The organism is Trichococcus sp., assembly GCF_055118575.1.
Genome location: NZ_JBSQPW010000034.1, coordinates 1 through 24,596, shown reverse-complemented (window position 1 = coordinate 24,596; position 24,596 = coordinate 1). Strand labels below are relative to the sequence as shown.

The 24,596-nt window shown below is 47.2% G+C and carries 21 protein-coding genes and 1 pseudogene; 2 read left to right on the top strand and 20 right to left on the bottom strand.

Annotation, left to right across the window (positions count from 1 at the left end; genetic code table 11):
• Positions 1 to 14 precede the first annotated feature (14 nt).
• The 9 genes from ACTCCX_RS10090 to ACTCCX_RS10050 all read right to left on the bottom strand — a co-directional run bounded on the left by ACTCCX_RS10090 (position 15) and on the right by ACTCCX_RS10050 (position 7,806).
• Complete coding sequence (locus ACTCCX_RS10090; RefSeq protein WP_463275869.1) at positions 15 to 788, bottom strand: formate/nitrite transporter family protein; 774 nt, start codon at positions 786 to 788, stop codon at positions 15 to 17.
• 2 nt (positions 789 to 790) lie between these two features.
• Positions 791 to 1,747, bottom strand: a complete 957-nt coding sequence (gene cobA, locus ACTCCX_RS10085; RefSeq protein ID WP_463275868.1) for a uroporphyrinogen-III C-methyltransferase — start codon at positions 1,745 to 1,747, stop codon at positions 791 to 793.
• Positions 1,744 to 2,061 carry a nitrite reductase (NAD(P)H) small subunit gene (locus tag ACTCCX_RS10080; RefSeq protein WP_463275867.1) on the bottom strand — a complete coding sequence of 106 codons (318 nt, stop codon included), beginning with the start codon at positions 2,059 to 2,061 and terminating at the stop codon, positions 1,744 to 1,746. Before ACTCCX_RS10080 ends, cobA begins: the two co-directional genes overlap by 4 nt.
• 1 nt (position 2,062) lies before the next feature.
• Positions 2,063 to 4,486: a nitrite reductase large subunit NirB gene (gene nirB / locus ACTCCX_RS10075; protein WP_463275866.1), complete on the bottom strand. Its 2,424-nt coding sequence runs from the start codon at positions 4,484 to 4,486 to the stop codon at positions 2,063 to 2,065.
• 122 nt (positions 4,487 to 4,608) lie between these two features.
• Positions 4,609 to 5,058, bottom strand: a complete 450-nt coding sequence (locus ACTCCX_RS10070; protein WP_463275865.1) for a precorrin-2 dehydrogenase/sirohydrochlorin ferrochelatase family protein — start codon at positions 5,056 to 5,058, stop codon at positions 4,609 to 4,611.
• Entirely contained in the window at positions 5,046 to 5,735 is a 690-nt protein-coding gene (locus tag ACTCCX_RS10065; RefSeq protein ID WP_463275864.1) for a sirohydrochlorin chelatase, read from the bottom strand. Before ACTCCX_RS10065 ends, ACTCCX_RS10070 begins: the two co-directional genes overlap by 13 nt.
• A gap of 10 nt (positions 5,736 to 5,745) precedes the next feature.
• Positions 5,746 to 6,378 (bottom strand): response regulator, encoded by a 633-nt coding sequence (locus ACTCCX_RS10060; RefSeq protein WP_463275863.1) that lies wholly within the window; start codon positions 6,376 to 6,378, stop codon positions 5,746 to 5,748.
• Positions 6,375 to 7,367 carry a sensor histidine kinase gene (locus ACTCCX_RS10055; protein WP_463275862.1) on the bottom strand — a complete coding sequence of 331 codons (993 nt, stop codon included), beginning with the start codon at positions 7,365 to 7,367 and terminating at the stop codon, positions 6,375 to 6,377. Before ACTCCX_RS10055 ends, ACTCCX_RS10060 begins: the two co-directional genes overlap by 4 nt.
• Positions 7,360 to 7,806: a GAF domain-containing protein gene (locus tag ACTCCX_RS10050; protein ID WP_463275861.1), complete on the bottom strand. Its 447-nt coding sequence runs from the start codon at positions 7,804 to 7,806 to the stop codon at positions 7,360 to 7,362. Before ACTCCX_RS10050 ends, ACTCCX_RS10055 begins: the two co-directional genes overlap by 8 nt.
• 120 nt (positions 7,807 to 7,926) lie before the next feature.
• Between ACTCCX_RS10050 and ACTCCX_RS10045 the strand changes: the two genes are divergently transcribed.
• Complete coding sequence (locus tag ACTCCX_RS10045) at positions 7,927 to 9,435, top strand: amino acid permease (protein ID WP_463275860.1); 1,509 nt, start codon at positions 7,927 to 7,929, stop codon at positions 9,433 to 9,435.
• Positions 9,436 to 9,529: 94 nt separating this feature from the next.
• On the opposite strand, the pseudogene ACTCCX_RS10040 reads toward ACTCCX_RS10045, so the two are convergent.
• Positions 9,530 to 10,083: pseudogene (locus ACTCCX_RS10040) on the bottom strand (SF0329 family protein).
• A 290-nt stretch (positions 10,084 to 10,373) separates the two neighbouring features.
• Here ACTCCX_RS10040 and ACTCCX_RS10035 point away from each other — a divergent pair.
• The gene (locus tag ACTCCX_RS10035) at positions 10,374 to 11,084 is read left to right on the top strand and encodes a C39 family peptidase (RefSeq protein ID WP_463275859.1); all 711 of its coding nucleotides are present in this window, start codon (positions 10,374 to 10,376) and stop codon (positions 11,082 to 11,084) included.
• A 251-nt stretch (positions 11,085 to 11,335) separates the two neighbouring features.
• Here ACTCCX_RS10035 and rbfA read toward each other — a convergent pair whose 3' ends face one another.
• The 10 genes from rbfA to ACTCCX_RS09985 all read right to left on the bottom strand — a co-directional run bounded on the left by rbfA (position 11,336) and on the right by ACTCCX_RS09985 (position 24,081).
• Positions 11,336 to 11,692 (bottom strand): 30S ribosome-binding factor RbfA, encoded by a 357-nt coding sequence (rbfA, locus tag ACTCCX_RS10030; RefSeq protein WP_086941383.1) that lies wholly within the window; start codon positions 11,690 to 11,692, stop codon positions 11,336 to 11,338.
• A 38-nt stretch (positions 11,693 to 11,730) separates the two neighbouring features.
• The gene (gene infB, locus ACTCCX_RS10025; RefSeq protein WP_463275858.1) at positions 11,731 to 14,175 is read right to left on the bottom strand and encodes a translation initiation factor IF-2; all 2,445 of its coding nucleotides are present in this window, start codon (positions 14,173 to 14,175) and stop codon (positions 11,731 to 11,733) included.
• A 22-nt stretch (positions 14,176 to 14,197) separates the two neighbouring features.
• The gene (locus ACTCCX_RS10020; RefSeq protein WP_463275857.1) at positions 14,198 to 14,506 is read right to left on the bottom strand and encodes a L7Ae/L30e/S12e/Gadd45 family ribosomal protein; all 309 of its coding nucleotides are present in this window, start codon (positions 14,504 to 14,506) and stop codon (positions 14,198 to 14,200) included.
• Positions 14,503 to 14,787: an RNase P modulator RnpM gene (gene rnpM, locus ACTCCX_RS10015; protein WP_463275856.1), complete on the bottom strand. Its 285-nt coding sequence runs from the start codon at positions 14,785 to 14,787 to the stop codon at positions 14,503 to 14,505. Before rnpM ends, ACTCCX_RS10020 begins: the two co-directional genes overlap by 4 nt.
• 18 nt (positions 14,788 to 14,805) lie before the next feature.
• Positions 14,806 to 16,107 carry a transcription termination factor NusA gene (nusA, locus tag ACTCCX_RS10010; protein ID WP_463275855.1) on the bottom strand — a complete coding sequence of 434 codons (1,302 nt, stop codon included), beginning with the start codon at positions 16,105 to 16,107 and terminating at the stop codon, positions 14,806 to 14,808.
• A 31-nt stretch (positions 16,108 to 16,138) separates the two neighbouring features.
• Positions 16,139 to 16,612 (bottom strand): ribosome maturation factor RimP, encoded by a 474-nt coding sequence (rimP, locus tag ACTCCX_RS10005; RefSeq protein ID WP_463275854.1) that lies wholly within the window; start codon positions 16,610 to 16,612, stop codon positions 16,139 to 16,141.
• Between the two features lie 170 nt (positions 16,613 to 16,782).
• A complete protein-coding gene (locus ACTCCX_RS10000) occupies positions 16,783 to 21,120 on the bottom strand; it encodes a PolC-type DNA polymerase III (protein ID WP_463275853.1) in 4,338 nt (1,445 codons plus the stop codon).
• Between the two features lie 83 nt (positions 21,121 to 21,203).
• Positions 21,204 to 22,478 carry an RIP metalloprotease RseP gene (gene rseP / locus ACTCCX_RS09995; RefSeq protein WP_463275852.1) on the bottom strand — a complete coding sequence of 425 codons (1,275 nt, stop codon included), beginning with the start codon at positions 22,476 to 22,478 and terminating at the stop codon, positions 21,204 to 21,206.
• Between the two features lie 36 nt (positions 22,479 to 22,514).
• Positions 22,515 to 23,309, bottom strand: a complete 795-nt coding sequence (locus tag ACTCCX_RS09990; protein ID WP_463275851.1) for a phosphatidate cytidylyltransferase — start codon at positions 23,307 to 23,309, stop codon at positions 22,515 to 22,517.
• 10 nt (positions 23,310 to 23,319) lie between these two features.
• Positions 23,320 to 24,081 carry an isoprenyl transferase gene (locus ACTCCX_RS09985; protein ID WP_463275850.1) on the bottom strand — a complete coding sequence of 254 codons (762 nt, stop codon included), beginning with the start codon at positions 24,079 to 24,081 and terminating at the stop codon, positions 23,320 to 23,322.
• Positions 24,082 to 24,596: the final 515 nt, after the last annotated feature.

Sequence of the window (24,596 nt, the reverse complement as noted above, 5' to 3'; positions counted from 1 at the left end):
TCAAACGGATATCTTCACTTCTGCATACCGATCCTGTATGCCATGAAATAGAGGCCGCCCATGAAAAAACCGCCGCCGACAAGATTTCCGATCCAGACGATGCTGATGTTCAGCATGAATTCCGTCCAAGTGGCCCCTCCTGCAAAAATACCTGCTGGAATCAGGAACATGTTTGCGACGACATGCTGGTAGCCGGCGACCACAAAAGCCATGATCGGAAGGTACGTGCCAAGGATTTTGCCGATGAAATCTTTGGCTGCATAGTTCATATAAACGCCAGTGCAGACCAGGATATTGCAAGCAACAGCTGAGAAAAACAGTTGCACGGGTGCCACATCCAGCCGGCCTCTTGCGACGGCAATCGTCCGTTCCACGAACACGCCTTGAAGTGTTCCGGACAGATAGCCAAAGAAGTAGGCCACAAACAGTGCACCGATCAGATTGAACAGTGTGACGACCGCCATGTTCTTCAACCATGCTTTTCCGGAAATTTCTTTTGCGAATAGTGCTAGCGACACAGACAACATATTGCCTGTCACCAATTCGCCGCCCACCAAAAGCAAACAGATAAGACCAACCGGGAAAACCATCGCTCCCAACAGGTTGACGAGCGTACCCCACTCAGCAGGCATCGATCCCATTGTGCGGATCATGGCGACACCCGCAAGGCCGATGAAGACGCCGGCCATGATTCCCAATGTTGCCATCGTCATCAGACTGTAATCGGCTTTATGTTTGCCTCTCAGGATGGATTCTTCCAATAATTCTTTCGGGCTCAATGCTCCCATGATCACTTCACCTTTTCCGCTTCATAAATATTTTTTGCTGCTGCATCGGCAAAAATGAGGGTGTCGAAATGTTGTTCCGCCAAGTAGTGGCTGTTCACAGCATCAAATCGGCGGTCCCGCTCTTCGCCTACTTGCATCCACCATACATCCGCACCCTTTTGCGTCTGTTCAAGCAGCATATCCATATCAGGTCTGTTTGTTGATACGTATAATTTGGACTTGCCTTTTTCCGGCAAGTCCGAAAACCAGTCGAATCGTTTCCCGGCGTGGACAACCTCACCCAGTAGGATCATGGCCGGATTTTCGATTTTGGTGGCCTTGATTTTTTGCCTGATGTTGCTGAGTGTACCTTGCAATTTTGTCTGTCTGCCGTAGGTTCCCCATTGCGTAATCAGAATAGGCATTTCCGCTTTCATCCCTTGCTCCAGGGCTGCTTCCACAAAACGGTCGAGCGCCTCAACACCCATGTAAAGGCAGACGGTCTGGCCATTCAGCAATTGCCGGAAGGTGTTTTTTTCATTATCGATCAATCTGCCGGTAGTGAAGGTCACTGAAGTGGCTACTCCTCTTTGCGTCAGCGAAATCCCACTGTAGCTGGCAGTGCCGCTGGCAGCAGTAATACCAGGGATGATATCGAAACGGACCCCTGCCGCTTGGCAAGCCTCCAATTCTTCCGTCAAACGGCCGAAAATGGCCGGGTCTCCGCCTTTCAAACGTACGACCGAGTCATATGATTCAGCTGTTTTGATCAGATTTTCATTGATTTCTGCCTGTTTGATTGAGAGCCGATCGGGTGTTTTACCGACATAGATGAAAATACATTCCTGCTTGCAGTGAAAGAGCAGCAAAGGATTAACCAGTCGGTCATAGATGACCACATCTGCTTGCTGCAACAACCGCACGCCTTTTGCTGTCATCAATTCCGGATCGCCCGGGCCAGCACCGACAAAATGGATCATACGGAAGCACCCTTCAAGTAAATGTTCCCGTCTTCCACCAACAGTTCATACACTTTCAATTGGCCTTCGTCAGGTTCCTGGATGCGCCCGTCAAGCAAGGAGATTTTATAATCCCGAAGCGGTTCGTAAAGATATTCCCCTGAAACAATCCCTTCCAATACAGGGCCGCCTGTCAGCGGGCAGTAATCTTCGATGGCAGTGATGCGCCCATCAGATAATTGGAACAAGGCAATCTTTTTATCACCGATTGAAATGGAACGTCCAACCTGCGGCAACAAAGCAGCAGTTGTTGTCAAAAATATTTTTTCTGTCATCCTAATCACCCACCGTTACAAGTTCTCTTCTGTCGATCGAATATAATTTTTCCTGGATGTCGCGATCGCCTACGACTTCATGCCATGGATCTTTGCGTTTCACTGCGGTTGCCACATCCAGGGCTTCAATCAAATCTTTGCGTTTGGAAGCATCGCTCAAGATATGCTTCACTGTCTCAAAGCCTAACCTTTCAATCCATGGAGCGGTCCTCTCGGCGTAAATGCCGGTTTCACGATAGTATTGCAGTAAAGCACCACAATACTCGATTACTTCATCCTCTGTTTCTACAGTCGTCAGCAACAGGGCTTCCTTGACCTCGGTACCGCCGTTTCCGCCGATATAAATTTGATAGCCGTTCTCCACACAGATGATGCCGAAATCCTTCACACCAGATTCTACACAGCTACGTGGACAAGCTGATACTCCGACTTTGAATTTATGCGGTGTATCGATGAACTCGAAGCGTTCTTCCAATTTGATGCCAAGACCCATCGAGTCCTGTGTTCCAAATCTGCAGAAGTTTTTTCCGACACAGGTTTTGACTGACCGGAAGGCCTTCGCGTAAGCTTGCGCCGAAACCATGTCCAGTTCTTTCCAGATGGCTGGAAGATCCTGTTTCTTGACGCCGTAAAGACCGATACGTTGGCTGCCGGTTACTTTTACCAAAGGCACCTTGTATTTGTCGGCTACTTTAGCGATCTGCAGCAATTGTTGCGGGTTCGTCTGGCCGCCCCTCATCCTCGGAATGACAGAGAACGTTCCATCTTTTTGGATATTGGCGTGCATACGCTCATTCACAACTCTGGATTGGCGCTCATCCTTATGTTCGGTCGGGAAGGCGACATTCAGGTAGAAATTGACTGCCGGTCTGCATTTTGCACAGCCTTCAGGATTTGCAAAATGTAATTCCTTAAAAACTTCCGAGCTGGTGATCAAGTGTTTGGCATAGATCTGCGTCATGACCTGATCCCTGTTCAGATCCGTGCAGGAACAGATACCGGTTGAGGCAGTGACACCTTCGCCCAGTTCATGCTCCAACAAAGTTTGGACTTGCGGCTTGCACTTTCCGCAACTGGTTCCTGCTTTGGTTACCTTACCGACCTCAGCAACGTTCTTCAAACCTTTCTCGCGAATGCCTCTGATGATATCGCCTTTCGTGACACCGTTACAGCCGCAGACGGTTTCTTCATCATCCCAGGCAACGACATCATCACTGCCTGCTTCTTCACCAGCGGCCTGCAGGATTGCGATGGATTGCAAATCAGCAATTTCCTGGCCTTTTTTCATCATGTTGTAGTATCGGTTTCCATCCGCTGTTTCGCCGTAGAGGACAATCCCTTCGATGCGGTTGTCTTTGATGAATACTTTTTTGTAGTTCCGATTGACGCCGTCGAAGGCTTCGATACTCTGCAGCCCTTCAGTATTCATGATGTTCCCTGCTGAATACAGGTCGCATCCGGATACTTTCAAGGAAGTGAAAGTCTTGGAGCCTTTGTATGGTTTGGCTTCGATGCCGGTCAGCACATCGGCCAATACTTTCCCTTGTTCAAAGAGAGGAGCCACTAATCCGTACGTTTTTCCGTCATGCTCAACGCACTCACCGATTGCATAGATTGACGGCAGATTAGTCTCCATGAAGTCATTGACGATGATTCCACGGCCTACTTCGAGGCCAGCTTCTTTTGCCAATTCGGCAGCTGGTCGGATTCCGATTGACATAACGACAAGATCCGTATCAATTGTAGTGCCATCCTTAAAGCGCAGACCTGTAACCCGCTCGTCACCCAAAATTTCGGTTGTCGCGTGTTCCAAAAGGAATTTCAGTCCCTGGGCCTCCAGATCTCCCTGGAGTAATTTTCCTGCTCTTTCATCCAATTGTGTTTCCATCAACCATTTGGCCAAATGTACTACGGTGACATCCATCCCTTGCAGCTGCAGGCCTTTCGCGGCTTCCAAGCCAAGCAGACCGCCACCAATGACGACGGCTTTCTTGTGTTTGCCGGCAGCTTCCATCATTTCTGCCGTATCATCGATGGTGCGGAAAGCAACAACGCCCGTTTTCTGCGAACCGGGTATCGGCAATATGAAAGGATGGGATCCTGTGGCAAAAATCAATTTATCGAAAGGAATCTTCAGTCCTTTTTCACTTGTGACGATTTTGTTTTCTTTATCTACTCCGACAGCCGGATCTTCGTTGATCAGCGTGATGTTGTTTTCTTCGTACCATGTATATGGATTAGTGATGATTTCATCCACCGTCATTTTGTTCTGCAATACATTGGACAGCATGATACGATTGTAATTCGGGTAACATTCCTTCCCGATGATCGTGATTTCATATCGTTCCGGATCCCTTTCCAGAATTTCTTCAACCAAACGAACCCCCGCCATACCGTTTCCGATCAAGACCAAATGTTCTCTCATTTCCGCACCCTCTTCTATTTGTTGTTATTAAATTCACAATAAAGGTTTTGTGAAACATTTAATATTAGGGAAACGCCTATGTTTTCTCCAATGCCATATTTTAGACAAAAAAAACCCAAGCACTAGGCTTGAGCCGGATTTATTTTTTCGGCAATCTCATGAAGCAAACGTTTGGCTTTTCTCGGGTCATTGCCGAAAGTTGAGACCGCCACCAGATAATCTTCTTGGCGCAACGTCGCAAGATTGATGAAATCGCTGTTATTGCGGTCGGTCGTATCGTTCAGAAACTGGTGCGGTCCGATTTCCGACCTTATCGCTCGGTTTGTCACCGGATCATCCGTACAGATGAAGATGAATGTAGCCTCAGCCAGATCGCCTGGTTGGAATGCCCGCCTGGACAATACTATTTGGCCGTCATCTGTCCATCCCTGGATTTCCGGACTGATTGCAGGTGCGATCACGATCGGCTGAGCGCCGCAGCGGATCAATTCCTTTATTTTCCGTGTGGCGATCTTGCCGCCGCCGACCACCACAACTTTCCGTTTGCTGATGTCCACCATCATTGGATACATCCCATGTCCTCCAACCGTTCCTCTAGAGCAGCATGGACGGCTTCTGTATCGAGCAACTGTTCCAACAACACATCCTGGGGCCGTTTTTCTTCAAACCAGCCCCCTATTCTTTTGGCTAAGTACCCGTCGGTAAAAAACAGTCGTTGCACAATGTAGGGATTTTCACCGGAAATCGCTTGATAGTGCGGTTCCCCAAGATGATTCGTCGCGAATACTTCACGGCCCAAATCCGCTCTCAAAGCAGCAGCAATCCTTTCCAGTTGTTCGCCTGGTTCAGAATAATGGGTCGTACCGTGTGCAACCAACATGACCGGCAGCGTTGGATAGAGTGCGGTCGCTATCTGCAAACGTTTTTTCAGCCAGTCATATACGGAACGCGTCGTACCCAAGGTGGCGCAAATTTCAAACGGGACAGCAGCACAAGCTTTCATGCGTTCAGGTACATCTTCCCGAGCATGCGTGGCCGGAAAAAGCAGCACCGGTAGGACAATGATTTTGTCCACCAGCTGTTCTTCGAGTGTTTTGACTGCGTCTTCCAAAGTCTGCTGCTGCCCTTCGAGCATTCCGATTGCTTGGGGCAAGGCCAATGTGTCCGTGAAGCCTTTGACGATATTGTAAAGTTTTTGCGGGATGCTTGTCTTTCTGCCGTGCAGCACATACAATATTCCAATTTTCATCCTATTCCTCCTAAAAATCGACCAGATGATTTTTAACACTATAACGCAAGAGATCAGCGTAGCTATCGACCTGCAGCTTTTTCCTGATGTTCGCTTTATGCACTTCCACTGTTTTGACCGAAATGAACAGTTTATCGGCTATATCCCGGTTGTTGTAGCCCAAAGCGACCAGCGGCAGTACTTCCTTTTCCCGTTTCGAAAGGCTGGCATAGAGGCTGTCACCCTCGAAAGTGTCCATTTCATCCAGCCGATCGCTTGTATAGCCACTGTAGTAGCGTTGGTTGGCATGGACTTGTCGGATGCCGTCCAGCAAGATGTCGTCTGTTGTGCTTTTGAGGATGAAACCATCGGCTCCAGCATTCAGCGCTTCCCTCACATAACTTTCCTCATCATGCATCGTCAATACGATCACTTTGATCTCAGGATGCGTTTCTTTGATCCTACGCGTCGTTTGTAAACCGTTCTCGCCCGGAGGCATACTGATGTCCATCAAAACCAGATCTGCTTGCGTATTTTCCAGTTTCATGAAAACTTCGTTGCCGTCAGCGGCATCCCCGACGACCTCCATGTCCGGCTGTGCGTTCAACATAAAGGTCAGCGCGTTGCGTACCAATGCATGATCGTCTGCGATAATGATTTTCAAGCTTTTCCCTCCTCATAAGGAACGATCATTTTGATGCGTGTTCCTTTTCCTATACCTGTTTCGACTTCCATTTTCCCGCCTACAGAATGGGCGCGTTCCCGTAAATTCAGCAGGCCGAATCCAAGATGATACGGATCGTAGATGAACCCTTTTCCCTCGTCCGCAATCATGACCCTCAATTCCTTTTGACCGAAATTAAGAGAGATTGTGGCTTCATTCTCCCCGGAATATTTCAAAGCATTCGAGATTGCCTCCTGGATGCTGCGATAGATGACGACATTCCCTCGGCTCTTAAGAGGATTCTGTTCCCCTTCAACGATAACATGGATGATGAATCCTGTCATTTCCATTGTCTGATTGACAAACTGATTTATAGCCGGGAGTAGGCCGACATCATCCAAAATGCTCGGCCGCAATTCGGTTGCCAAGCTTTTGATTTCCAAAAGCACATCAGCAAAATGACGGTCGATCGCCTGAAGCTTCTGCTGGTGCTCTTCAGCCGGTGTCCACTTAAGGCCTCTGGTTTCTAGCATCAGACTGTAGATGCTTTGCGCAATCCCATCATGGAGTTCGCGTGCAATTCTTTTCTGCTCGCTCTCGCGCGCTTCATTCAAGTAGGTCAGCATGCTTTTCCTTTCGGCTTCAAGGGGCTTATCGATATAACGGATTTCCAGCAACCAGTTTTGTTCCCTTTTCAGGAGTTTCCCGAAAAATTCGTAGGAAATCCCGTCCCGGCTCATGAAGGTGATCGGAAACCCATCCGAAGCCGCCCATTTATTCTCGAGCGGGCAATTCTTACATGCCGTTTTGTCGGTATGGAAGGCGCAACAAGTGCCCTTGGCTACCTGTACCGCATATTCCATCGACACGACATAATCCATCTCGAACTTTTCAGCCTGGGCATTCCTGTCGATCACAATGTAGTCGGCATCCAGGATCCAGGTCGGTTGGGGCAGAATTTTGAAATTACGCTCATTTTGATCAGACATTTTTTTGTCTCTCCTTTTCCAATAGGGACGCTATGCTTAGCAAAGATGCGTAGACAACAGTCATGTCGGTCTGTTGGTAATCAATCGGATGGCGGTATCCCAGCAACAAGACCGCTCGGATGATGCCGTTCTTCATTATCGGAATTCCGATTGTCATATCGAGCTGCTCAAGCCTTGCGATCGGATACCTCAATAAATTCTCACTGTCATCTTGTATGTGCGAGGCGCGTTGTTCCCGACCGGTGCGCCAAACTTCGCCAGCGATGCCTTTACCGATCCGCAGGCGGATGGTTTTGTAGTGTTCACTTGTGTTTCCGGCTACATTCGTCCAACGTAGGTCAGTTTGTTGGCAAGGCGTGGCAACATCCTGAGCCAATCCTAAAAAATCCACCTGCCATTCCGTTCTTTTCTCTTCCAACCACACATCTATTTGTGACATTGTTCACTACTCCAATTCCCTATATTTTTCAAAATCCACATCTTCCTATTGCCCTTTATCGCAAAAGTTACTATGATGATACCAAATGTTGGAAGCAAATTATTCATTAAGGAGTTTAATATGAAACAAATCAAAAGTCTATCATTTTTCAATCTGGTTCTGATTATCGTCATGACAGTATACTCTTTTTCAAGTATGTCGTCCTCTTTTTTCATGATGGGCCTGAAATCATTCCCTTGGTTTTTGATCAGTGCATTTTTTTATTTTATCCCCTATGCCCTTATTGTATCAGAATATACGCGCAGCTATTCGAATCGCACAGGCGGTATCTATGATTGGTTGAAGGATGCTTTCTCGCCGCGTGTCGCTTTCATTACCGCCTTCCTGTGGTACTGCAGCTACTTCACGTGGATCATCAGTCTATTCATGAAATTGTTGATTCCTTTCACCATCATGCTTTTCGGACAGGACTTGACTTCCGCCGAGCAATGGTTCGGCATCGACACGACCTACTGGATCATGGTACTCTCGCTTGTGGCTGTCTTTTGCATGACTTGGGTGATTAACCGCGGACACCAGGCTGTCTTTTCATTTTTAAAGACAAGCAGCTATGCAATGGTAGGTTTGCTGCTCATTTCTGGAATCGGCAATCTGTTGCTGATGGGGAGCAATCCTGAACTGATTATGCAAAATTTGCAGCAAAGCTTGGCCGCTCCGAGTTTCTTCAAAGGGACCAGTGATTCGTTCCTTTCGCAGCTTCCGTTCTTTATTTTTGCCATTACTGCATTCGGCGGATTGGACACGATTGCCAGCTTGGTCGACAAATCCGGCGAGCAAAGGAAAAAATTCCCGAAAGCATTGATCATCAGCGCTGTGATCATCGTCATCCTCTATTTCGGCGGCATCATGCTTTGGAGCGGTGCGAACAACCTGAACGTCCTGCGGGAAACGGATCAGTTCCATCTGGGTAATCTTATGTATGGTTTGATGGGCAGTCTCGCCAACAATATCAGCGTTTCTTTCGGATTATCAGCAGTTGCTCAAACTTTTCTGTATCAAACGTTCATACGCTATACTGCCTTCACGTTGTTTGTAGCCTATATTGGGTTGTTGTCATCCATCACCTATACACCATTAAAAAGTTTGATTCAGGGAACACCGAAGGAGATTTGGCCACAATTCCTGACAAAAATCAACCAAAAGCAAATGCCACAAACAGCGCTTTGGATCCAAGCAGCGGTTGTATCCGTGTGCATCATCGGGTTGTCTTTAAATAGTAGCATTTTAGGCGCTTTATTCAATCAATTGACCTATATGACAAACGTAGCCCGCGCAATTCCGTATTTCGTTGTGGCCGCAAGTTATCCGTTCTATCGCATCAAGAACCCTGGACTGCTGAAGCATTCACTGATTCCGTCCCATTGGCAAGGGTACCTATGCTCGCTGAGTGTCTGCACGGCTACCTTGATTGCCATCACATTCCAGGTCTATCAGCCGTTCCATACCGGCGAATATGTCCAATCCTTGTTGCTGCTCATTGGACCGATTCTGTTCGGGCTCCTCGGCAGCAGCATCTACCAAAGGTTCGAAAAGAAACGGGCACAATGGGTGCTTGAAGATAATCTTTAGATTTCACTATAAAACACAAAAACGGAACCGCCCAGGTCATTGTCCTGAACGGTTCCGTTTTTGCATCCGGAGGTGTGTATTCCCGTGGGTGCCTCTAGAGCAGATTGCGCCTCAATCCATGGAAATACTGAACAATCGGGTGCTTCATTTTGATGGCTTGCTCCATATCCAGGATCCGTTTTTTGCCGACGCGCTTATCCAGCAGGGCCAAGCAATTCAGCAGGATATCCGTGCTTGCGAGACTGGCTTCGACGGGCTGATTCAAATAAACTTCTGCTGTTTTGTAGAAATCGGATTTGCTCAAGGCTATCTGGGCAGCCATCGTTTCCTTGGCATAGGCCAAAAGTTTGCGGTCCCTGGCAATCACTGCCAAGCGCTCTTCCGGCACTTTTCCGCCGGTTCCTTTCCTGATGAGCTCAATTTCGGCATCGCTGAGCGGAATCACGATGGCGGGATCATTCTTGATATCCTGTTCCGACTGGTACCATTTCATCCCAGTCGTCCCGTCCTTCATGTTGAATATTTTTTTTTGTCCACGGCTATGCAGCACTTTCCGTTTTTATCAGGTGAATAACGGTAGCTGGTGGATAGGTACCCCACTCTGTCCGCCAATGCAGGCGCTAGGAAATTTTCCAGCTGCGGCTTCATTTTGCTCCAAATCATATTTTTCCTCCATCAGGCAACATTATTGTTGTCCATTTATCCTCAAGCTGGCTTCTTTCATTATCGCCAAAAAAGATCAGCCAGGTCAATCCTTTTTAGCCATTCGAATCGACTTTTTATAGATCCTGGCCCATCCGCCAGTCGAATAGCCTGTTTGATTTATTGTCACGCTGTTGCATCGGGACGTTCCAATCGTCCCGGAACACGGAATATGCTAAAATGTAGGCGTAAAGCATATGCATAAGCGCAGCCAGCCATTCCGGTTAAGGAGGATCATGATGAGAATGGGCATGTTCAATTTCACACTGTTTTCTGGCATTTTACTCACTCTGCTGCCTCTGAGTCTCATCCGCATGGAACCCGAAGAGGGCGAAATTGCGACCGCCGAATCCGGCACAATCATTCAACCCGGACCTGCCGATGAGGTGCGGTTGGATGTGCCGCTCCTGAATCAGTTGGATCCGCCGGCCCTGCTGCTCGGCTGCGAAGTCACTTCGCTTGCGATGATTCTGCAGTACAACGGGATCATGGTCACGAAAAACGAGCTTGCGGACAAGCTTGCGGACAAATTTCCGGTCGTTCCGATCTACTACGAAAACGGGCTGCACGGCAACCCGAACAAAGCTTTTGTCGGCGATGTGACCGGGACGGACTACGGTTTTTGCGTCTACCATGGCCCCATCGCGGTCTTGGCATCCGAATACATCCCATCCAATCGCGTGAAGGATATCAGCGGGCAGGAATTTGATTCAGTTATCGCTGCCTTGGATCAGGGCTATCCTGTTTGGGTCGTCACGACGACCACTTTTTCACCTGATGAGGAACTGGAGGTCTGGCAAACGCCGACAGGTCCGGTCAACATCAGCTACATCATGCACAGCGTGGTGGTCGTCGGTTACGATGCTGACAGTCTGTTCATAAACAGTCCTTATGGACAAAAGGACCAGGAAATCGATCGGCAGAACTTCATCTCTGCATGGGAATAGATGGGCAAGCAAGCCATCTACATCGAAGCAGGGCTGCCTGCTCGGAATGAAATGCAGACAAAAGCCAATATATTTGATCCCTGAGCACTTATAGTCAGTAAGTACACAGTCCGGGTCATTTCGAGCGCAAAAATTCAATATAGGCAATTTTATTCGCCTTTAAGTGCTGGATTGCGATCATTGATGCAAAAAAGGCAGGCACAACGATCATAGCGATCATTGTGCCTGCCTTTTTTTGCGCAAATTAGAATTTATTTCTTTTCATCCTCGTGCATCTTGCGGATCAATTCATCGATTTTGCTGCCGTAAGCCACCGATTCGTCTCTTTTGAAAATCAATTCTGGTGTCTTGTAAAGTGACAGACGCGTCCCAAGCTCTTTGCGGACAAGGCCAGTTGCCTTATCCAAACCTTGTTGCGTTTTTTCGCGATCGCTGGCAAGTTCCGACAATGTACTGTAATAGATGGTTGCTTGCTGCAAATCTCCTGTGATTTCCACATCGGTAATATTTACGTTCGCAACCCGCGGATCTTTTACACGTTTAGCCAAGATGTCATTCACTTCGCGTTGTATTTCTTGTCTTATTCTTCCGGCTCTGAAATTAGCCATTTCGGTTCACCTCTCAATAGCTCGATTGTTGTGGCATTTTATTTCTTGATTTCCACCATATGGTACGCTTCGATGACGTCATCGATGCGGATATCGTTGTAATCTTCAATCATAACACCACATTCGAAGCCTTTTTTAACTTCTTTGGCATCATCCTTGAATCGCTTCAGGCTGGCAAGTTTGCCGTCAAAAATGACGATATTGTCACGGATGATACGGATGCTGCTGTTTCTTGAGATGTAGCCATCCGTTACGAACGCGCCGCCGATTGTTCCGACTTTAGATACTTTGTAAGTCTCACGGATAAGCGCTTGACCAGTTACTTGCTCTTCGAATTCAGGATCCAGCATACCTTTCATCGCTGTTTCGATTTCATCAATGGCATTGTAGATGATTCGGTGCAGACGGATGTCCACATTTTCGCTCTCTGCTTGGATCTTCGCTTGAGGAGTCGGACGAACGTTGAAACCGATCATGATCGCGTTGCTGGCTGCAGCCAAGGTAACGTCACTCTCGTTGATTGCTCCTGCTGCTGAGTGAACGATTTTTACGCGCACACCTTCAACTTCGATTTTTTGCAAGCTCGCTGCCAGTGCTTCAACCGAACCTTGCACGTCAGCTTTGATGATGACATTGACTTCCTTAAGCTCTCCGTCTTTCAAGCTGGAGAACAAGTTGTCCAGGGTCACGCGGTTCTGCGTTGAACGTTGTTCCATAAGGGCACGTTTCGCACGTTCTTCACCAGCTTGACGCGCTGTTTTCTCATCTTCAAAGACAACAAAATGGTCCCCGGCTTGTGGTGCTGCATTCAAACCTGTGATTTCGACCGGCATTGCAGGTCCAGCTGTTTTTACACGTCTGCCTTGATCGTTTGTCATTACACGAACGCGGCCATGCGTATTTCCGACTACGATCGGATCCCCGATTTTCAAAGTGCCTGCCTGCACCAGTACGGTAGCAATCGGGCCTTTGGATTTATCCAAGCGGGCTTCAATTACAGAACCGATCGCTAAACGATTCGGATTAGCTTTCAGTTCCTGTACTTCAGCAACCAACAGGATCATTTCCAACAATTCATCAATCCCTTGTCCGAACTTGGCCGAGATGTTGACGAAAATTGTTTCGCCGCCCCAAGCCTCAGGAACCAATCCTTGATCGGACAGTTCCTGCATGACGCGATCCGGATTTGCTGTCGGTTTGTCGATTTTGTTTACGGCAACAATGATAGGAACATCAGCCGCTTTCGCATGGTTGATGGCTTCGATTGTTTGCGGCATCACACCATCGTCAGCTGCGACAACAATAATCGTGATGTCTGTGACATCCGCTCCGCGTGCGCGCATGGTCGTGAATGCAGCATGTCCTGGCGTATCAAGGAAAGTGATCGGCTTACCGTCGATTTTGACCTGATAAGCTCCGATATGCTGCGTGATTCCGCCTGCTTCGGTTTGGATCACGTTCGTGTTGCGCAGTGAATCCAAAAGTGTCGTTTTACCGTGATCGACGTGTCCCATGATTGTGACAACAGGTGGTCTTGCAACCAATTCATCCGGATTTTCTTCCACTTCGAAATAGCTGTCCAGATCGGAAATATCCTGCACGATTTTTTCTTCGGCTTCGATTCCATAATCAGCAGCCAATAATTCCAAAGCGTCTTTTCCTAGTGCTTGGTTTTGCGTAACCATGATACCCATCAGGAATAACTTTTTGATGATTTCTGCTGGTTCACGATGCAACTTTTTGGCAACTTCCATTACATTCATGCCATCTGTGTAGACAAATGTTTCAGGTAACTCACGGAATTTGCGCGGTGGCACTGCCGGTCCTTGCTTAGTCGTGCCTTTTTTGAATTTAGAGCGTTTGTTTTTGTTGTAAGGATTGTTGCCGCGACCTTGATTACGCTGATTGGATCCGCCTGAATTTTGACCGTATGCTGGACGGTTTGATTTGGCTGGCGCATTAGTGGTAGTATTCGTGTTTGCAGTTTTCTGCACTGGTTTGTTGTTTGATTTGTTTGGCGAAACAGAGTCAACTCGATTCATTTTAGTATTTGGACGATTTTGTCCAGGTTGGCTTGTGGCTTGCGCCGGCCGATTTGTATTCTTTTCTGCAGTAGTTCTTGTTTGTCCTTTATTTTCGGAACCGTTTTTCTGATTCGAAGAAGGATGCAATGGTTTATTTTTCATGTCTGTGTTTTTCCTCAGTTCACTCTTATCAGTAGGTTTATGTGTTCCTGTTGCAGGCGCCTTTTTGTTTTCTGCTGGTTGCTTTTTCTGTGTCGCATTGGACTGCGGTGCACTTGGCTTGGCAACCTGATTTCCAGCAGCGGAAGAGATGGACTGATTCAATTTTTTGATGTCTCCGTCTTCCATGGTTGACATATGGCTATGATAATCGATCCCCAATTGTTTTGCTTTATCCAACACCGTTTTGCTTGATACCTTGTGTTCTTTTGCATACTCGTAGACACGTTTTTTTTCCATGTCATCACCTTCCCTTATCTCATTACTTTGTTCCTTTCAGCCGCATGAAACTTTTAGCGAATCCTCTATCAGTCAAGGCGCAAATGGAACGGGACTTGCCTATTGCTTGACTGATTTGTTCCGAAGTGAAATGCACCAGGAACGGGACTTCATAATAGCGGCATTTGTTTTCTAATTTTTCTTTGGTGTTGTTACTGCAGTCCGTCGCACATAGGACGAAGACCGCTTCATTTTTTTGGATGGACTTGATGGTCATTTCTTCACCTGTGATCAATTTGCCGGCGCGCAATGCCAAGCCCAGCAAATTCAACATCTTGTCTTCAGGTGTCATAATAAGCTCCTTGCTTTCTGGTGTTCGACATAATCGAATAACTCCTGATAGAACGCATCACTGATGGCGATCTCAAGGTGCTTGTCCAAAATGTGCTGTTTCCAAGCCTTCTGCACCAATGCGGGTTCCAAAGAGACATAGGCTCCACGGCCATTCATGCGGCCGGTAGGGTCAATGGCAATTTCACCCGCTTGATTTTTTACGATGCGGACCAACTCTTTTTTTGGTTTCATCTCATTGGAGACGACACATTTCCTCATCGGAATTTTTCTTGTCTTCATAAACTTTCACCTCACTGATTAGTCTTGAAAGTCCTCTGCTAACTCATCATAGCTTTGCTCCGGATCTGTCTCGACTTCCGAGATCAGTTGCTCTACATCTTCAGGATCAAGGATTTTTTCATCGTTCTCGTATTCTTCCGTATAATCCGTATCTTCCGCTGGGACCGAGATGTCATCAGCGACTTCTTCAGCCGTGAAAATCTTATCCAAGCCGGCGAAAGAATGAAGCGTATCAGCATCTTCTTCATCGGATGCTACTTTTTGAGCACCAGACTCCATCAATAACTTATTATACTCCGTTTCGGACTTGATATCGATTTTATAGCCTGTCAATTTGGCAGCTAAGCGCGCATTTTGACCTTTTTTACCGATTGCCAGGGACAATTGGTAATCCGGAACGATGACTGTGCAGCTGCCATCTGCTTGATGGAAATCCACATTCACGACTTGTGCCGGATTCAACGCATTTCCGATATAGATTGACGGATCTTCATTCCATTCGACGATATCCATGTTTTCTCCGCGCAATTCGTTGACGATCGCTTGGACACGTTGGCCTCTTGGTCCTACGCAAGTCCCTACAGGATCTACGTTCTTATCGCGGGAACGCACGGCAACTTTTGAACGATCACCGGCTTCACGTGCGATCGAAACGATTTCGACTACGCCATCGAAGATTTCAGGAACTTCTTGTTCAAACAATCTCTTCAGCAGGTCGGGATGACTGCGGCTGACAAAAACTTGCGGTCCTTTTGAAGTGTTTTCGACTTTTGTGACGTAGACTTTGATGCGGTCGTGCGGTTGGAACGTTTCATTCGGAATCTGCTCCTGCTTGGACAAGACTGCTTCAATTTTGCCTAGGCTAACATAAATGTAACGGCTGTCCATTCTTTCGACAACGCCCGTCAAAATGTCATTTTCATAAGCGATGAATTGATTGTAGACGATGCTGCGCTCCGCTTCACGGATACGTTGCATGATGACCTGTTTGGCTGTCTGGGCAGCAATCCGTCCGAAATCCTTAGGAGTGACCTCAAAACGGATCTTGTCGCCTAATTCGTAAGCCTTATTGATCTGCAGAGCATCCTCCAAACTTACTTCCAAAGTCGAATCGAATACCATATCCACTACTTCTTTGACAGCGTAGACATGGATATCCCCTTTTTTCGTATCGAATTCCACTTCGACGTTTTGGGCTTGTCCATAATTGCGTTTGTATGCAGACACAAGCGCAGCTTCCAGCGCACTGATGACAATCTCTTTTGAAATACCTTTGTCTTTTTCCAACACTTCAAGAGCACTTAACATTTCTTTGCTCATATTACTCGTTCACTCCTATCTCAAAAAATGATTAAAATTGGATAGCCAATCTTGCGTTTGCGATCTGTTTTCTTTCGATTTCTATATCTTTTGTTCTGGTTTTGATTCTGATCGTCAATACGACGGATTCATCGTTAATTTCCTTCAACGTTCCTTCGTAGAATTTTTCTCCATCGATCGCCTGATAGAAGGACAGATGCACGTACTTACCGATGGCATTCTGCATATCTGCTTCAGTCTTTAATGGACGCTCTGCGCCTGGCGAGGACACCTCCAGGAAATACGCCTGAGGGATCGGATCCGGCTCGATGGCATCCAATGCTTCACTGACTTTTTCGCTGATCAATGCACACTCTTCGATATCGATGCCGCCTGGCTTATCAATATAGATTCTGAGAAACCAGTTCTTCCCTTCCTTCAAAAATTCCATATCCACTAATTCTAAATTCTGTTCATCAACTATTGGCTGAACCACTACTCGAACTTCATCTACTACACGACTCACAGAAATCCTCCTTTATCAATCCTATACCACCGTCATTCATTGGCTGACTGCGTAAAAAGAGTGAGCGTTTCCGCTCACTCCATCCGACGACTTATTCTTATATAATCATACACCATTGTGTCAGTAAATGCAAGGACTTACCAATCTAAAGGCTTTGGAATAGCCTTCTCCTAAAAATCAAATAAAGAAAGTTGATTTTCGTCCGGTAAGTTTTTCAACACTCCATTTTCATTCATGTAATCGATGATCGTTTTCGAAACCTTCCCCCTCGTCGCTAAATCCTCTTTTGACAGAAACGGCTGATCTTCCCTCGCTTGAACAATTTGGTTTGCCACGTTTTCTCCTAGCCCTTGAATGGCACGGAACGGCGCAATCAGCGTATCCCCTTCAATAACAAAGTTCTTCGCATGCGATTTCTCGAGATCGACCATCTTGAAGGTGAAGCCGCGTTCGACCATCTCATTCGCCAACTCCAATACCGTCAGCAAATTCTTTTCCTTGACCGAAGCTTCCAATCCCTTATCCATGATTTCTTTCATACGGGTCTTGATCATTTCTTTTCCTTGCGTCATCGCGACCAAATCGAAATCCTGCGCGCGCACCGAAAAGAATGCACAGTAATAGAGGATTGGTTGATGCACTTTGAAATACGCAACGCGCAAAGCCATCAACACATATGCCGCCGCGTGGGCTTTTGGGAACATATATTTGATCTTCAGGCACGATTGGATATACCATTCGGGAATTTCCTTCGCCCGCATCTCTGCCTGCCAATCATCCGGGATCCCTTTGCCTTTACGGACACTCTCCATGATTTTGAAGGCCAGACCGTCATCCATTCCATGGTGGATCAGATAAACCATAATATCATCACGACAGCCGATAACTTTCGCTAAGGGGATGTTGTTTTCACGGATGAGCGTTTCGGCATTGCCCAGGTAGACGTCCGTCCCGTGGGAAAGCCCCGAAATCTGAAGCAATTCCGCAAAGGTGTTCGGGCTCGTCTGCTCCAGCATCCCCCGGACAAAACGCGTGCCGAATTCCGGAATTCCCAGTGTTCCGGTTTTGCTGAAAATTTGCTCTGGCGTGACACCCAGTACATCTGTGCTGCCGAATATGGTCATGACGTCCGGATCATTCGGTGGAATCGTCTGAGGGTCCATCCCCGAAAGATCCTGCAGCATCCGGATAACAGTCGGATCATCGTGTCCAAGTATATCCAATTTCAATACATTATCATGAATGGAATGGAAATCAAAGTGGGTCGTTTTCCACTCGGAATCCTGTGCATCCGCCGGAAATTGGATAGGCGTGAAATCATAGACATCCATATAGTCCGGAATAACAATGATACCACCGGGATGTTGCCCGGTCGTCCGCTTAACGCCGGTACAGCCCTTGGCCAATCTGTCGATTTCTGCAGAGGAAAATCTGAAATTGTGGTCCCGTTCATAGGCTTTCACATAACCATAGGCCGTTTTGTCCGCAACCGTGCCGATTGTTCCGGCGCGGTAGACATATTCTTCACCGAAAAGCTCTTTCGTGTAAGCGTGCGCTTGCGCTTGGTATTCACCGGAGAAGTTCAAGTCGATATCGGGTACTTTGTCTCCGTAGAAACCAAGGAACGTTTCGAACGGGATATCGTGTCCGTCGCGATCCATATCCGTTCCGCATTTCGGACAATCTTTTTTCTCGAGGTCATATCCGGAACCAATCGAACCGTCTTCATAGAAATAGGAATATTTGCATTCCGGACAGCGGTAATGCGGCGGCAGTGGGTTGACCTCCGTTATTCCGGTCATGGTGGCAACAAAACTTGAGCCTACCGAGCCCCTGGATCCAACCAGATAGCCGTCCTGATTGCTTTTCAGCACCAGTTTTTGGGAAATCAGATAGATGACCGAGAAGCCGTTGCCGATGATCGAATTGAGCTCTTTCTCCAACCTTTTTTCGACCAGTTCAGGGAGTTCTTCTCCGTAGAGACGTTTGGCTTCATCATAAGAGAGCCGCGTGATTTCCTCATTTGCCCCCTCCATATTCGGCGTGTACAACTGATCCTTGATCGGAACGATCATTTCAATGCTGTCAGCGATTTTCTGGGAATTATAGACAACAATTTCCTTGGCTTTTTCTTTGCCGAGGAAGGAGAAGCAGTCCAGCATCTCATCCGTCGTCCGGAAATGGGCTTCCGGAAGATGCAGGACTTTTCCTTGGTTCACTTTCAAGGAGCCGATCAAAATTTCCCGGTAGATGGCGTCCTCTTTGTTCAGATAATGCACATTCCCGGTTGCGACGACTGTTTTGCCCAATTCATCGCCAATGGCAACAATCTGAGTGATGATTTCTTCCAGATCGCTTTCGTTCTTCACCAGTTCCTTCGTGATGAGCGGAGCATAAACTTCTTTCGGCATGACTTCGATGTAATCATAGAACTTGGCTTTCACTTTCGCTACTTCCGCCCCTTTTTGCATCATCGCTTCAAAAATTTCGCCTTCACTGCAGGCGGAACCGATCAGCAGGTTCTCACGGGACGCTTGCAGCACGCTGCGCGGAAGGCGCGGTGTCCGGTAATAGTAATCGATATTCGAAGCAGAAATGATTTTGAAGAGATCTTTCAGCCCGTCCTGATTTTTTGCCAATATCGTTACATGGAACGGCCGAGCTCGTTTGTATGAATCGCCGCCGCCAATGAATTTGTTGAGTTCATCATGAAACAGGATGTTGTGCTCCTCGCGGGCTTCCTTCAGGAATATCCAACAGAGCGCCCCGGTCGTTTCGGAATCGTAAACAGCCCGGTGATGCTGTTCCAAGCCAACGCCATAACGTTTCGCCAACGTGTTCAAACGATGGGATTTCAATTGCGGATGCAAGAAACGGGACATCTCCAAGGTATCGATCACCGGTTGTGGTGCCTCGGCCATGCCATAGCGTTCGTAGCTGTTGTTCAGGAAGCCCATGTCAAAACTGGCGTTATGGGCTACGAGAATCGTTCCCTCCGCAAATGCAGCGAATTCCTCGAGTACCGTTTTTTCCGGCTTAGAGTCGCGCACCATGTCATCGGTTATGCCGGTCAATTGGATGGTCGTCTGCGATAAGGGGTGGCCCGGATTGATGAATTCTTCGAATGTCTCGATGACATTTCCTTTGTACATTTTTACAGCTGCCAGCTCGATAATCGTATCGTACACTGCCGACAAGCCTGTCGTTTCCACGTCGAATACGACATATGTCGCTTCACTGAGATCTTCATGGACCGGATTATAGGCTATCGGAACACCGTCATCGACGACGTATGCTTCAATTCCGTACAATATTTTCACGTTATTCGCTTTTCCGGCTGCATGGGCATCCGGATATGCTTGCGCGGCTGCATGATCAGTCAGCGCGATGGCTTTGTGACCCCATTTGGCTGCTTGTTTGACAAAATCGCCGATTCCGTTAGTGGCATCCATCTGACTCATATTTGAATGAAGATGCAATTCGACCCTTTTTTCGTCTTCGGGCGCACGATCTTTCCGTTCCGCATGTGCGACCTCATTAACGTCACGGCCATTCACGACCAAATCACGCATGAAGGTGTCTTCTTGGACACTTCCGCGTACACGAACCCAGATGCCTTTTTTGACCAGTTCGAAGTTTTGTTCATCTGTTTCATTCGACGAGAACAGTTTGACCGAAAACGAAGAAGTGTAATCCGTCATTTTGAATACGAGCAGTTTCCGGCCGGAGCGCAGTTCACGGATTTCACTGTCAAAAATATAGCCTTCAATGACTACGGAGCGCTCTTCTTCGGTGATCGAAGCCATCTGTTTGATTTCTTCCTTGCCGGAAATTTGTCTACCGATCAGCAAGGGGCCATTGTTGCCGGCTTTCGATTGTGAGCCGTCAATGCGCTGTCTGTCTTGTTGGTTCTGCTTGATGGCTTCTTCAGCTTGCTTGACCAACATTTCATCCTGCTCTTGTTTCCTTGCTAAATATTGTGCCATTCTGGCCTCGGAGGCTTCCTCGTCCACTTCGATTGTGATCTGGAAACTCGGAAATCCTAGCACCAGATAGTTTTGTTGGATAACGGATAAATAGTTATCCGCCAAATGGTTTTTGGTTATCTCGTTTTCAACACTGATCACGACTTTACTGTTCAGGACAACGGGCGTATGCTTCGCAAACAGACTCTGAACCAATGGAGAGGATATGTTGCTCCGTTGGACGACAGTTTCCCAATAATCCAGGATGCTTTCGTTCGTCAAAATCGGTTTCCTTGTTTTGATCTGAAAATCGATCGCGGCGATGGATTGGAATTTGATTTTCATATGACTCATTAAAGCATTGAACACTTCGAAAGGCAGGACGTTATCAAAAACGAACTGGAATGACCATAATTTGGATTTTTTATGCACAATGACCCGTTCAATTTCCCCGTTTTCAAAATACGGCAGGTACTCCGGCTTGTGATGCAGATTTATCTGTTCCAGCATCTGTTGGAACAATTCATGTTTCGATAATGCCATTTGATCGCTCCTTCTCAACTAACAAACAAAAAGATCCAAAGAATGAAATTTCCTTTCTTTGAATCTTCTTATTATTTTCCTTTTCACTGACCAAAGAAAAATCTTTGGATATCATTCCAAGTGACGATGACCATCAGCAGCAACAGAAGTCCCATTCCGATAGCTGTGATGATGCCTTCCTTCTCCGGATCCAGCGGCTTGCCTCTGATTCCTTCCACTACGTTCAGCAACAGTTTCCCGCCATCCAATGCCGGAATCGGCAACAGATTCACGACGCCAAGGTTGATGCTCAAGTAGGCCAGGAAACTGAGCACGCTCAGAAAGCCATAGTCAACGACTTGTTCGGTAGCAGCATAGATGGCGACAGGGCCGCCGAATGAATCAGCTTGGAAACCGGTCCTGAACATGGCGAATACCAATCCGAAAATGGAGGTGGCTATCATCCAGAATTCTTCGAATCCGTAACTGATCTTTGCCATCAAGGTGCGATCCATAGGCGGAGCAACACCGATCAAGCCATAATCATTGCCTTGTTCATCGGATTTCGTTTCAGGAATGATGAGGATATCACGAGCTTCCTGGCCATCTCTCACGACTGTAAGTGTAATTTCGTTCCCGGGATTAGCCTGGATGGACGAAACCAGCTCCGTCCAATCTTCGATTTCTTCACCCTCCACAGCCAGTACTTCATCATCCGCCCGCAATCCGGCTGCCTCCGCAGGGCTATCCGGTTGGATTTCCCCCAACCGGTTATCATTGACCATAACGCCGCCTTGCATGAATGCAATCGTGATGAACACGGCGATACCCAAAATGAAATTATTCATCGGGCCCGCGAAGTTCGTCATCATCCTTTTCAGCAAAGGAGCTGATTGATATTGGACATCGATAGGAGCGATCTGAACTTCGGTTCCGTCGGTTTCGATGATTGTCGCGTCGCGTTTGACTTCATAGGTAACGGGTTCCGAACTTCCAGGGATGATCCCTTTTATGAAGAGCGCCTGTTCCAGATCTGCCTCCAGCAATTCGATTGGAACAGCATGCAAATGCTGTTTGTTGCTTAAATCTATTTGAGTGACCTGTTGGGCCTCGTCAAGGGATATGTTAAGGGGCATTCCGGGTTTCAACTCGGTGTCTTCATCCCCGATGCCAGCCATCCGCACATAACCACCGATGGGCAGCATCCGGATCGTATAGGTCGTTCCATTTTTGCGATGAGAGAAGATTTTCGGTCCCATGCCGATTGCGAATTCTCGAACCAAAATGCCGGCTTTCTTCGCGAAATAGAAATGACCGAATTCATGGATGATCACTAAGATGCTGAACACAATAATGAACGTAATGATTGTCTGAAACATGTAATCCCTCCCTTTCTTTATCTTGTCAGCGCTTTGCTAAAATATGAAATGCAGAAAAATATGGAACACCGGCATCACAAAGAGCGTGCTGTCGAATCGATCGAGCATACCGCCATGTCCGGGCAATATTTTCCCGGCATCCTTGACACCAAAATAGCGTTTGAAAGCCGATTCAACCAGATCACCCATCTGACCGCAGACCGAAAGCAGGACAGCTAGCATAATCTGCAGTCCCATCGACAGGTCCAACGGATTGTAGTAATGAAAAAACACGATGGCGATCAGCACTGCAGCGATTGAGCCGCCGACGGACCCTTCGATTGTTTTGTTGGGGCTGATTGCCGGAGCCAATTTGTTTTTGCCTATTTTTCTCCCGATCATATATGCGCCTATATCCGTCCCCCAGATGATGAACAACACCAAGAGCACCATCCAAAAGCCGATTTGTCTTGTTTGCATGAAATAATAGAATCCTCTCCCCACATAAAGGGAAGTCAAAACGGAAGCTGCTGCATCGTCAAATGTGAAATCATTTCTTGAGAACACTGTAAACACGAACAGGATCAATGCTTCCAAATAAATCAAAAGCATCGCATCAATGCCGTCAGGGATAAAGTGCAGATAGGATTCCGGCAACATCAAAAGGACGGTCGCCATAGCAGTGATGATACCCTCCATGCTGAAAATCGAGAGTTTTTTCATTTTCAATAATTCTTGGACTGCAATCAAACCGATTGCTGTCATGAGCAATTGCAGCGGCAGTCCCCCAAACCATAGGAATGGGATAAAAACGGCAGCAGCCACTAAGCCTGTGATAACTCTTGTCTTCATATGTATCCCCCTATATGCCGCCGAAGCGACGATTGCGATGCTGATATTCAGCTAAAGCCGCCTGCAGGCTGGCAGTTGAAAAATCAGGCCAAAATTCTTCCGTGAAGTACATTTCACTGTATGCAGCCTGCCAAAGCAAAAAGTTGCTGAGACGGATTTCCCCACTGGTGCGGATCAGCAAGTCGGGATCCTGCAAATTACCCAATCCGCTTGTGAACAGATAGCCAGCGAACACTTCATCGGTGATTGCATCCGCCGAGAGTGTTCCCGCTTCGACATCGCGTGCAATCATTTTAGTCGCCTGAAGTATTTCAGCCCGGGATCCATAGTTCAAAGCGAAATTCAAAATCAAACCGGTATTGTCTTTTGTTTTTTCAATCGCATTCTCCACGACTTTCAGTGTCTTCTCGGGCAATTGATCGATCCAGCCGATAGTCGTCACTTTGATATTGTTCTCCATCAATTCCGGCATGAACACATCAAAAAAATCGATGGGCAAACCCATCAAAAAATTGACTTCGTCAGTCGGACGTTTCCAGTTTTCCGTCGAGAAGGCGTACAGAGTCAACACCTTTATATTCAGGCGACTTGCTTCTATAGCTATCCTTTTCACGGTATTCATGCCTTCTTTATGTCCGTAGACCCGTGGCATAAATTTTTTCTTGGCCCAGCGGCCGTTTCCGTCCATGATGATGGCGACATGGGCTGGAACGATGCCGTTCTCATCAAAGGGCAATTCTGTTTTTGGATTCTCACTCTTGAATAGAGCCATGCTTTATCCCTCACTTTATCGTAACTCTTTTTATTTTAACAAAAACCCGCTGGAATTCCTATGATTAACCGGAAATTATCAAAATTTTAAGAGGACCGCTTGCAAAGCAGCCTTACTTGTTCCTCGGTTTGGATATTTTACCATTCTTCTCCGGCGAAGGGCGACTTGCCGGAGTTTAGCCAAATTATACGCGCGTTCTCCCGCAAAGGTGGTTTCGTCGGAGATCACAGAATCGGCTACCGACGACCTCCGGCGAGACAACGCTTCACCGGAGCTGAAGGCAGATTGTAAGATTCTTACGCGCTCTTCCTTTCATAGTAAACACATCCTCCAACATCAGCCCAATATAAGAAAAGCTGAACGGGTTCGTTCAGCCCTGAAAGAAATTTAGGAAATCTGGCCCTGAATGAGCATCCTAGAGCGCAATGGGTCAGATTTATCTAATTTCCGAAGGGCTAACCCGTGAAGCTGGCCATCATTTTAGGTGCATGAAACATTTTGCAAACGTGTGAAAC

Coding starts and splice junctions, on each gene's coding strand:
- nirB (WP_463275866.1), bottom strand. CDS start 4,486: ATGAGAGAACATTTGGTCTTGATCGGAAACGGTATGGCGGGGGTTCGT.
- ACTCCX_RS10000 (WP_463275853.1), bottom strand. CDS start 21,120: ATGGCATTATCGAAACATGAATTGTTCCAACAGATGCTGGAACAGATA.
- ACTCCX_RS10020 (WP_463275857.1), bottom strand. CDS start 14,506: ATGACACCTGAAGACAAGATGTTGAATTTGCTGGGCTTGGCATTGCGC.
- infB (WP_463275858.1), bottom strand. CDS start 14,175: ATGGAAAAAAAACGTGTCTACGAGTATGCAAAAGAACACAAGGTATCA.
- nusA (WP_463275855.1), bottom strand. CDS start 16,107: ATGAGCAAAGAAATGTTAAGTGCTCTTGAAGTGTTGGAAAAAGACAAA.
- ACTCCX_RS10065 (WP_463275864.1), bottom strand. CDS start 5,735: ATGAAAATTGGAATATTGTATGTGCTGCACGGCAGAAAGACAAGCATC.
- rnpM (WP_463275856.1), bottom strand. CDS start 14,787: ATGAAGACAAGAAAAATTCCGATGAGGAAATGTGTCGTCTCCAATGAG.
- ACTCCX_RS10070 (WP_463275865.1), bottom strand. CDS start 5,058: ATGTATCCAATGATGGTGGACATCAGCAAACGGAAAGTTGTGGTGGTC.
- ACTCCX_RS10035 (WP_463275859.1), top strand. CDS start 10,374: ATGATGAGAATGGGCATGTTCAATTTCACACTGTTTTCTGGCATTTTA.
- ACTCCX_RS10080 (WP_463275867.1), bottom strand. CDS start 2,061: ATGACAGAAAAAATATTTTTGACAACAACTGCTGCTTTGTTGCCGCAG.
- cobA (WP_463275868.1), bottom strand. CDS start 1,747: ATGATCCATTTTGTCGGTGCTGGCCCGGGCGATCCGGAATTGATGACA.
- ACTCCX_RS10050 (WP_463275861.1), bottom strand. CDS start 7,806: ATGTCACAAATAGATGTGTGGTTGGAAGAGAAAAGAACGGAATGGCAG.
- ACTCCX_RS10090 (WP_463275869.1), bottom strand. CDS start 788: ATGGGAGCATTGAGCCCGAAAGAATTATTGGAAGAATCCATCCTGAGA.
- ACTCCX_RS10055 (WP_463275862.1), bottom strand. CDS start 7,367: ATGTCTGATCAAAATGAGCGTAATTTCAAAATTCTGCCCCAACCGACC.
- ACTCCX_RS09985 (WP_463275850.1), bottom strand. CDS start 24,081: ATGGCTCTATTCAAGAGTGAGAATCCAAAAACAGAATTGCCCTTTGAT.
- rbfA (WP_086941383.1), bottom strand. CDS start 11,692: ATGGCTAATTTCAGAGCCGGAAGAATAAGACAAGAAATACAACGCGAA.
- rseP (WP_463275852.1), bottom strand. CDS start 22,478: ATGTTTCAGACAATCATTACGTTCATTATTGTGTTCAGCATCTTAGTG.
- ACTCCX_RS10045 (WP_463275860.1), top strand. CDS start 7,927: ATGAAACAAATCAAAAGTCTATCATTTTTCAATCTGGTTCTGATTATC.
- ACTCCX_RS09990 (WP_463275851.1), bottom strand. CDS start 23,309: ATGAAGACAAGAGTTATCACAGGCTTAGTGGCTGCTGCCGTTTTTATC.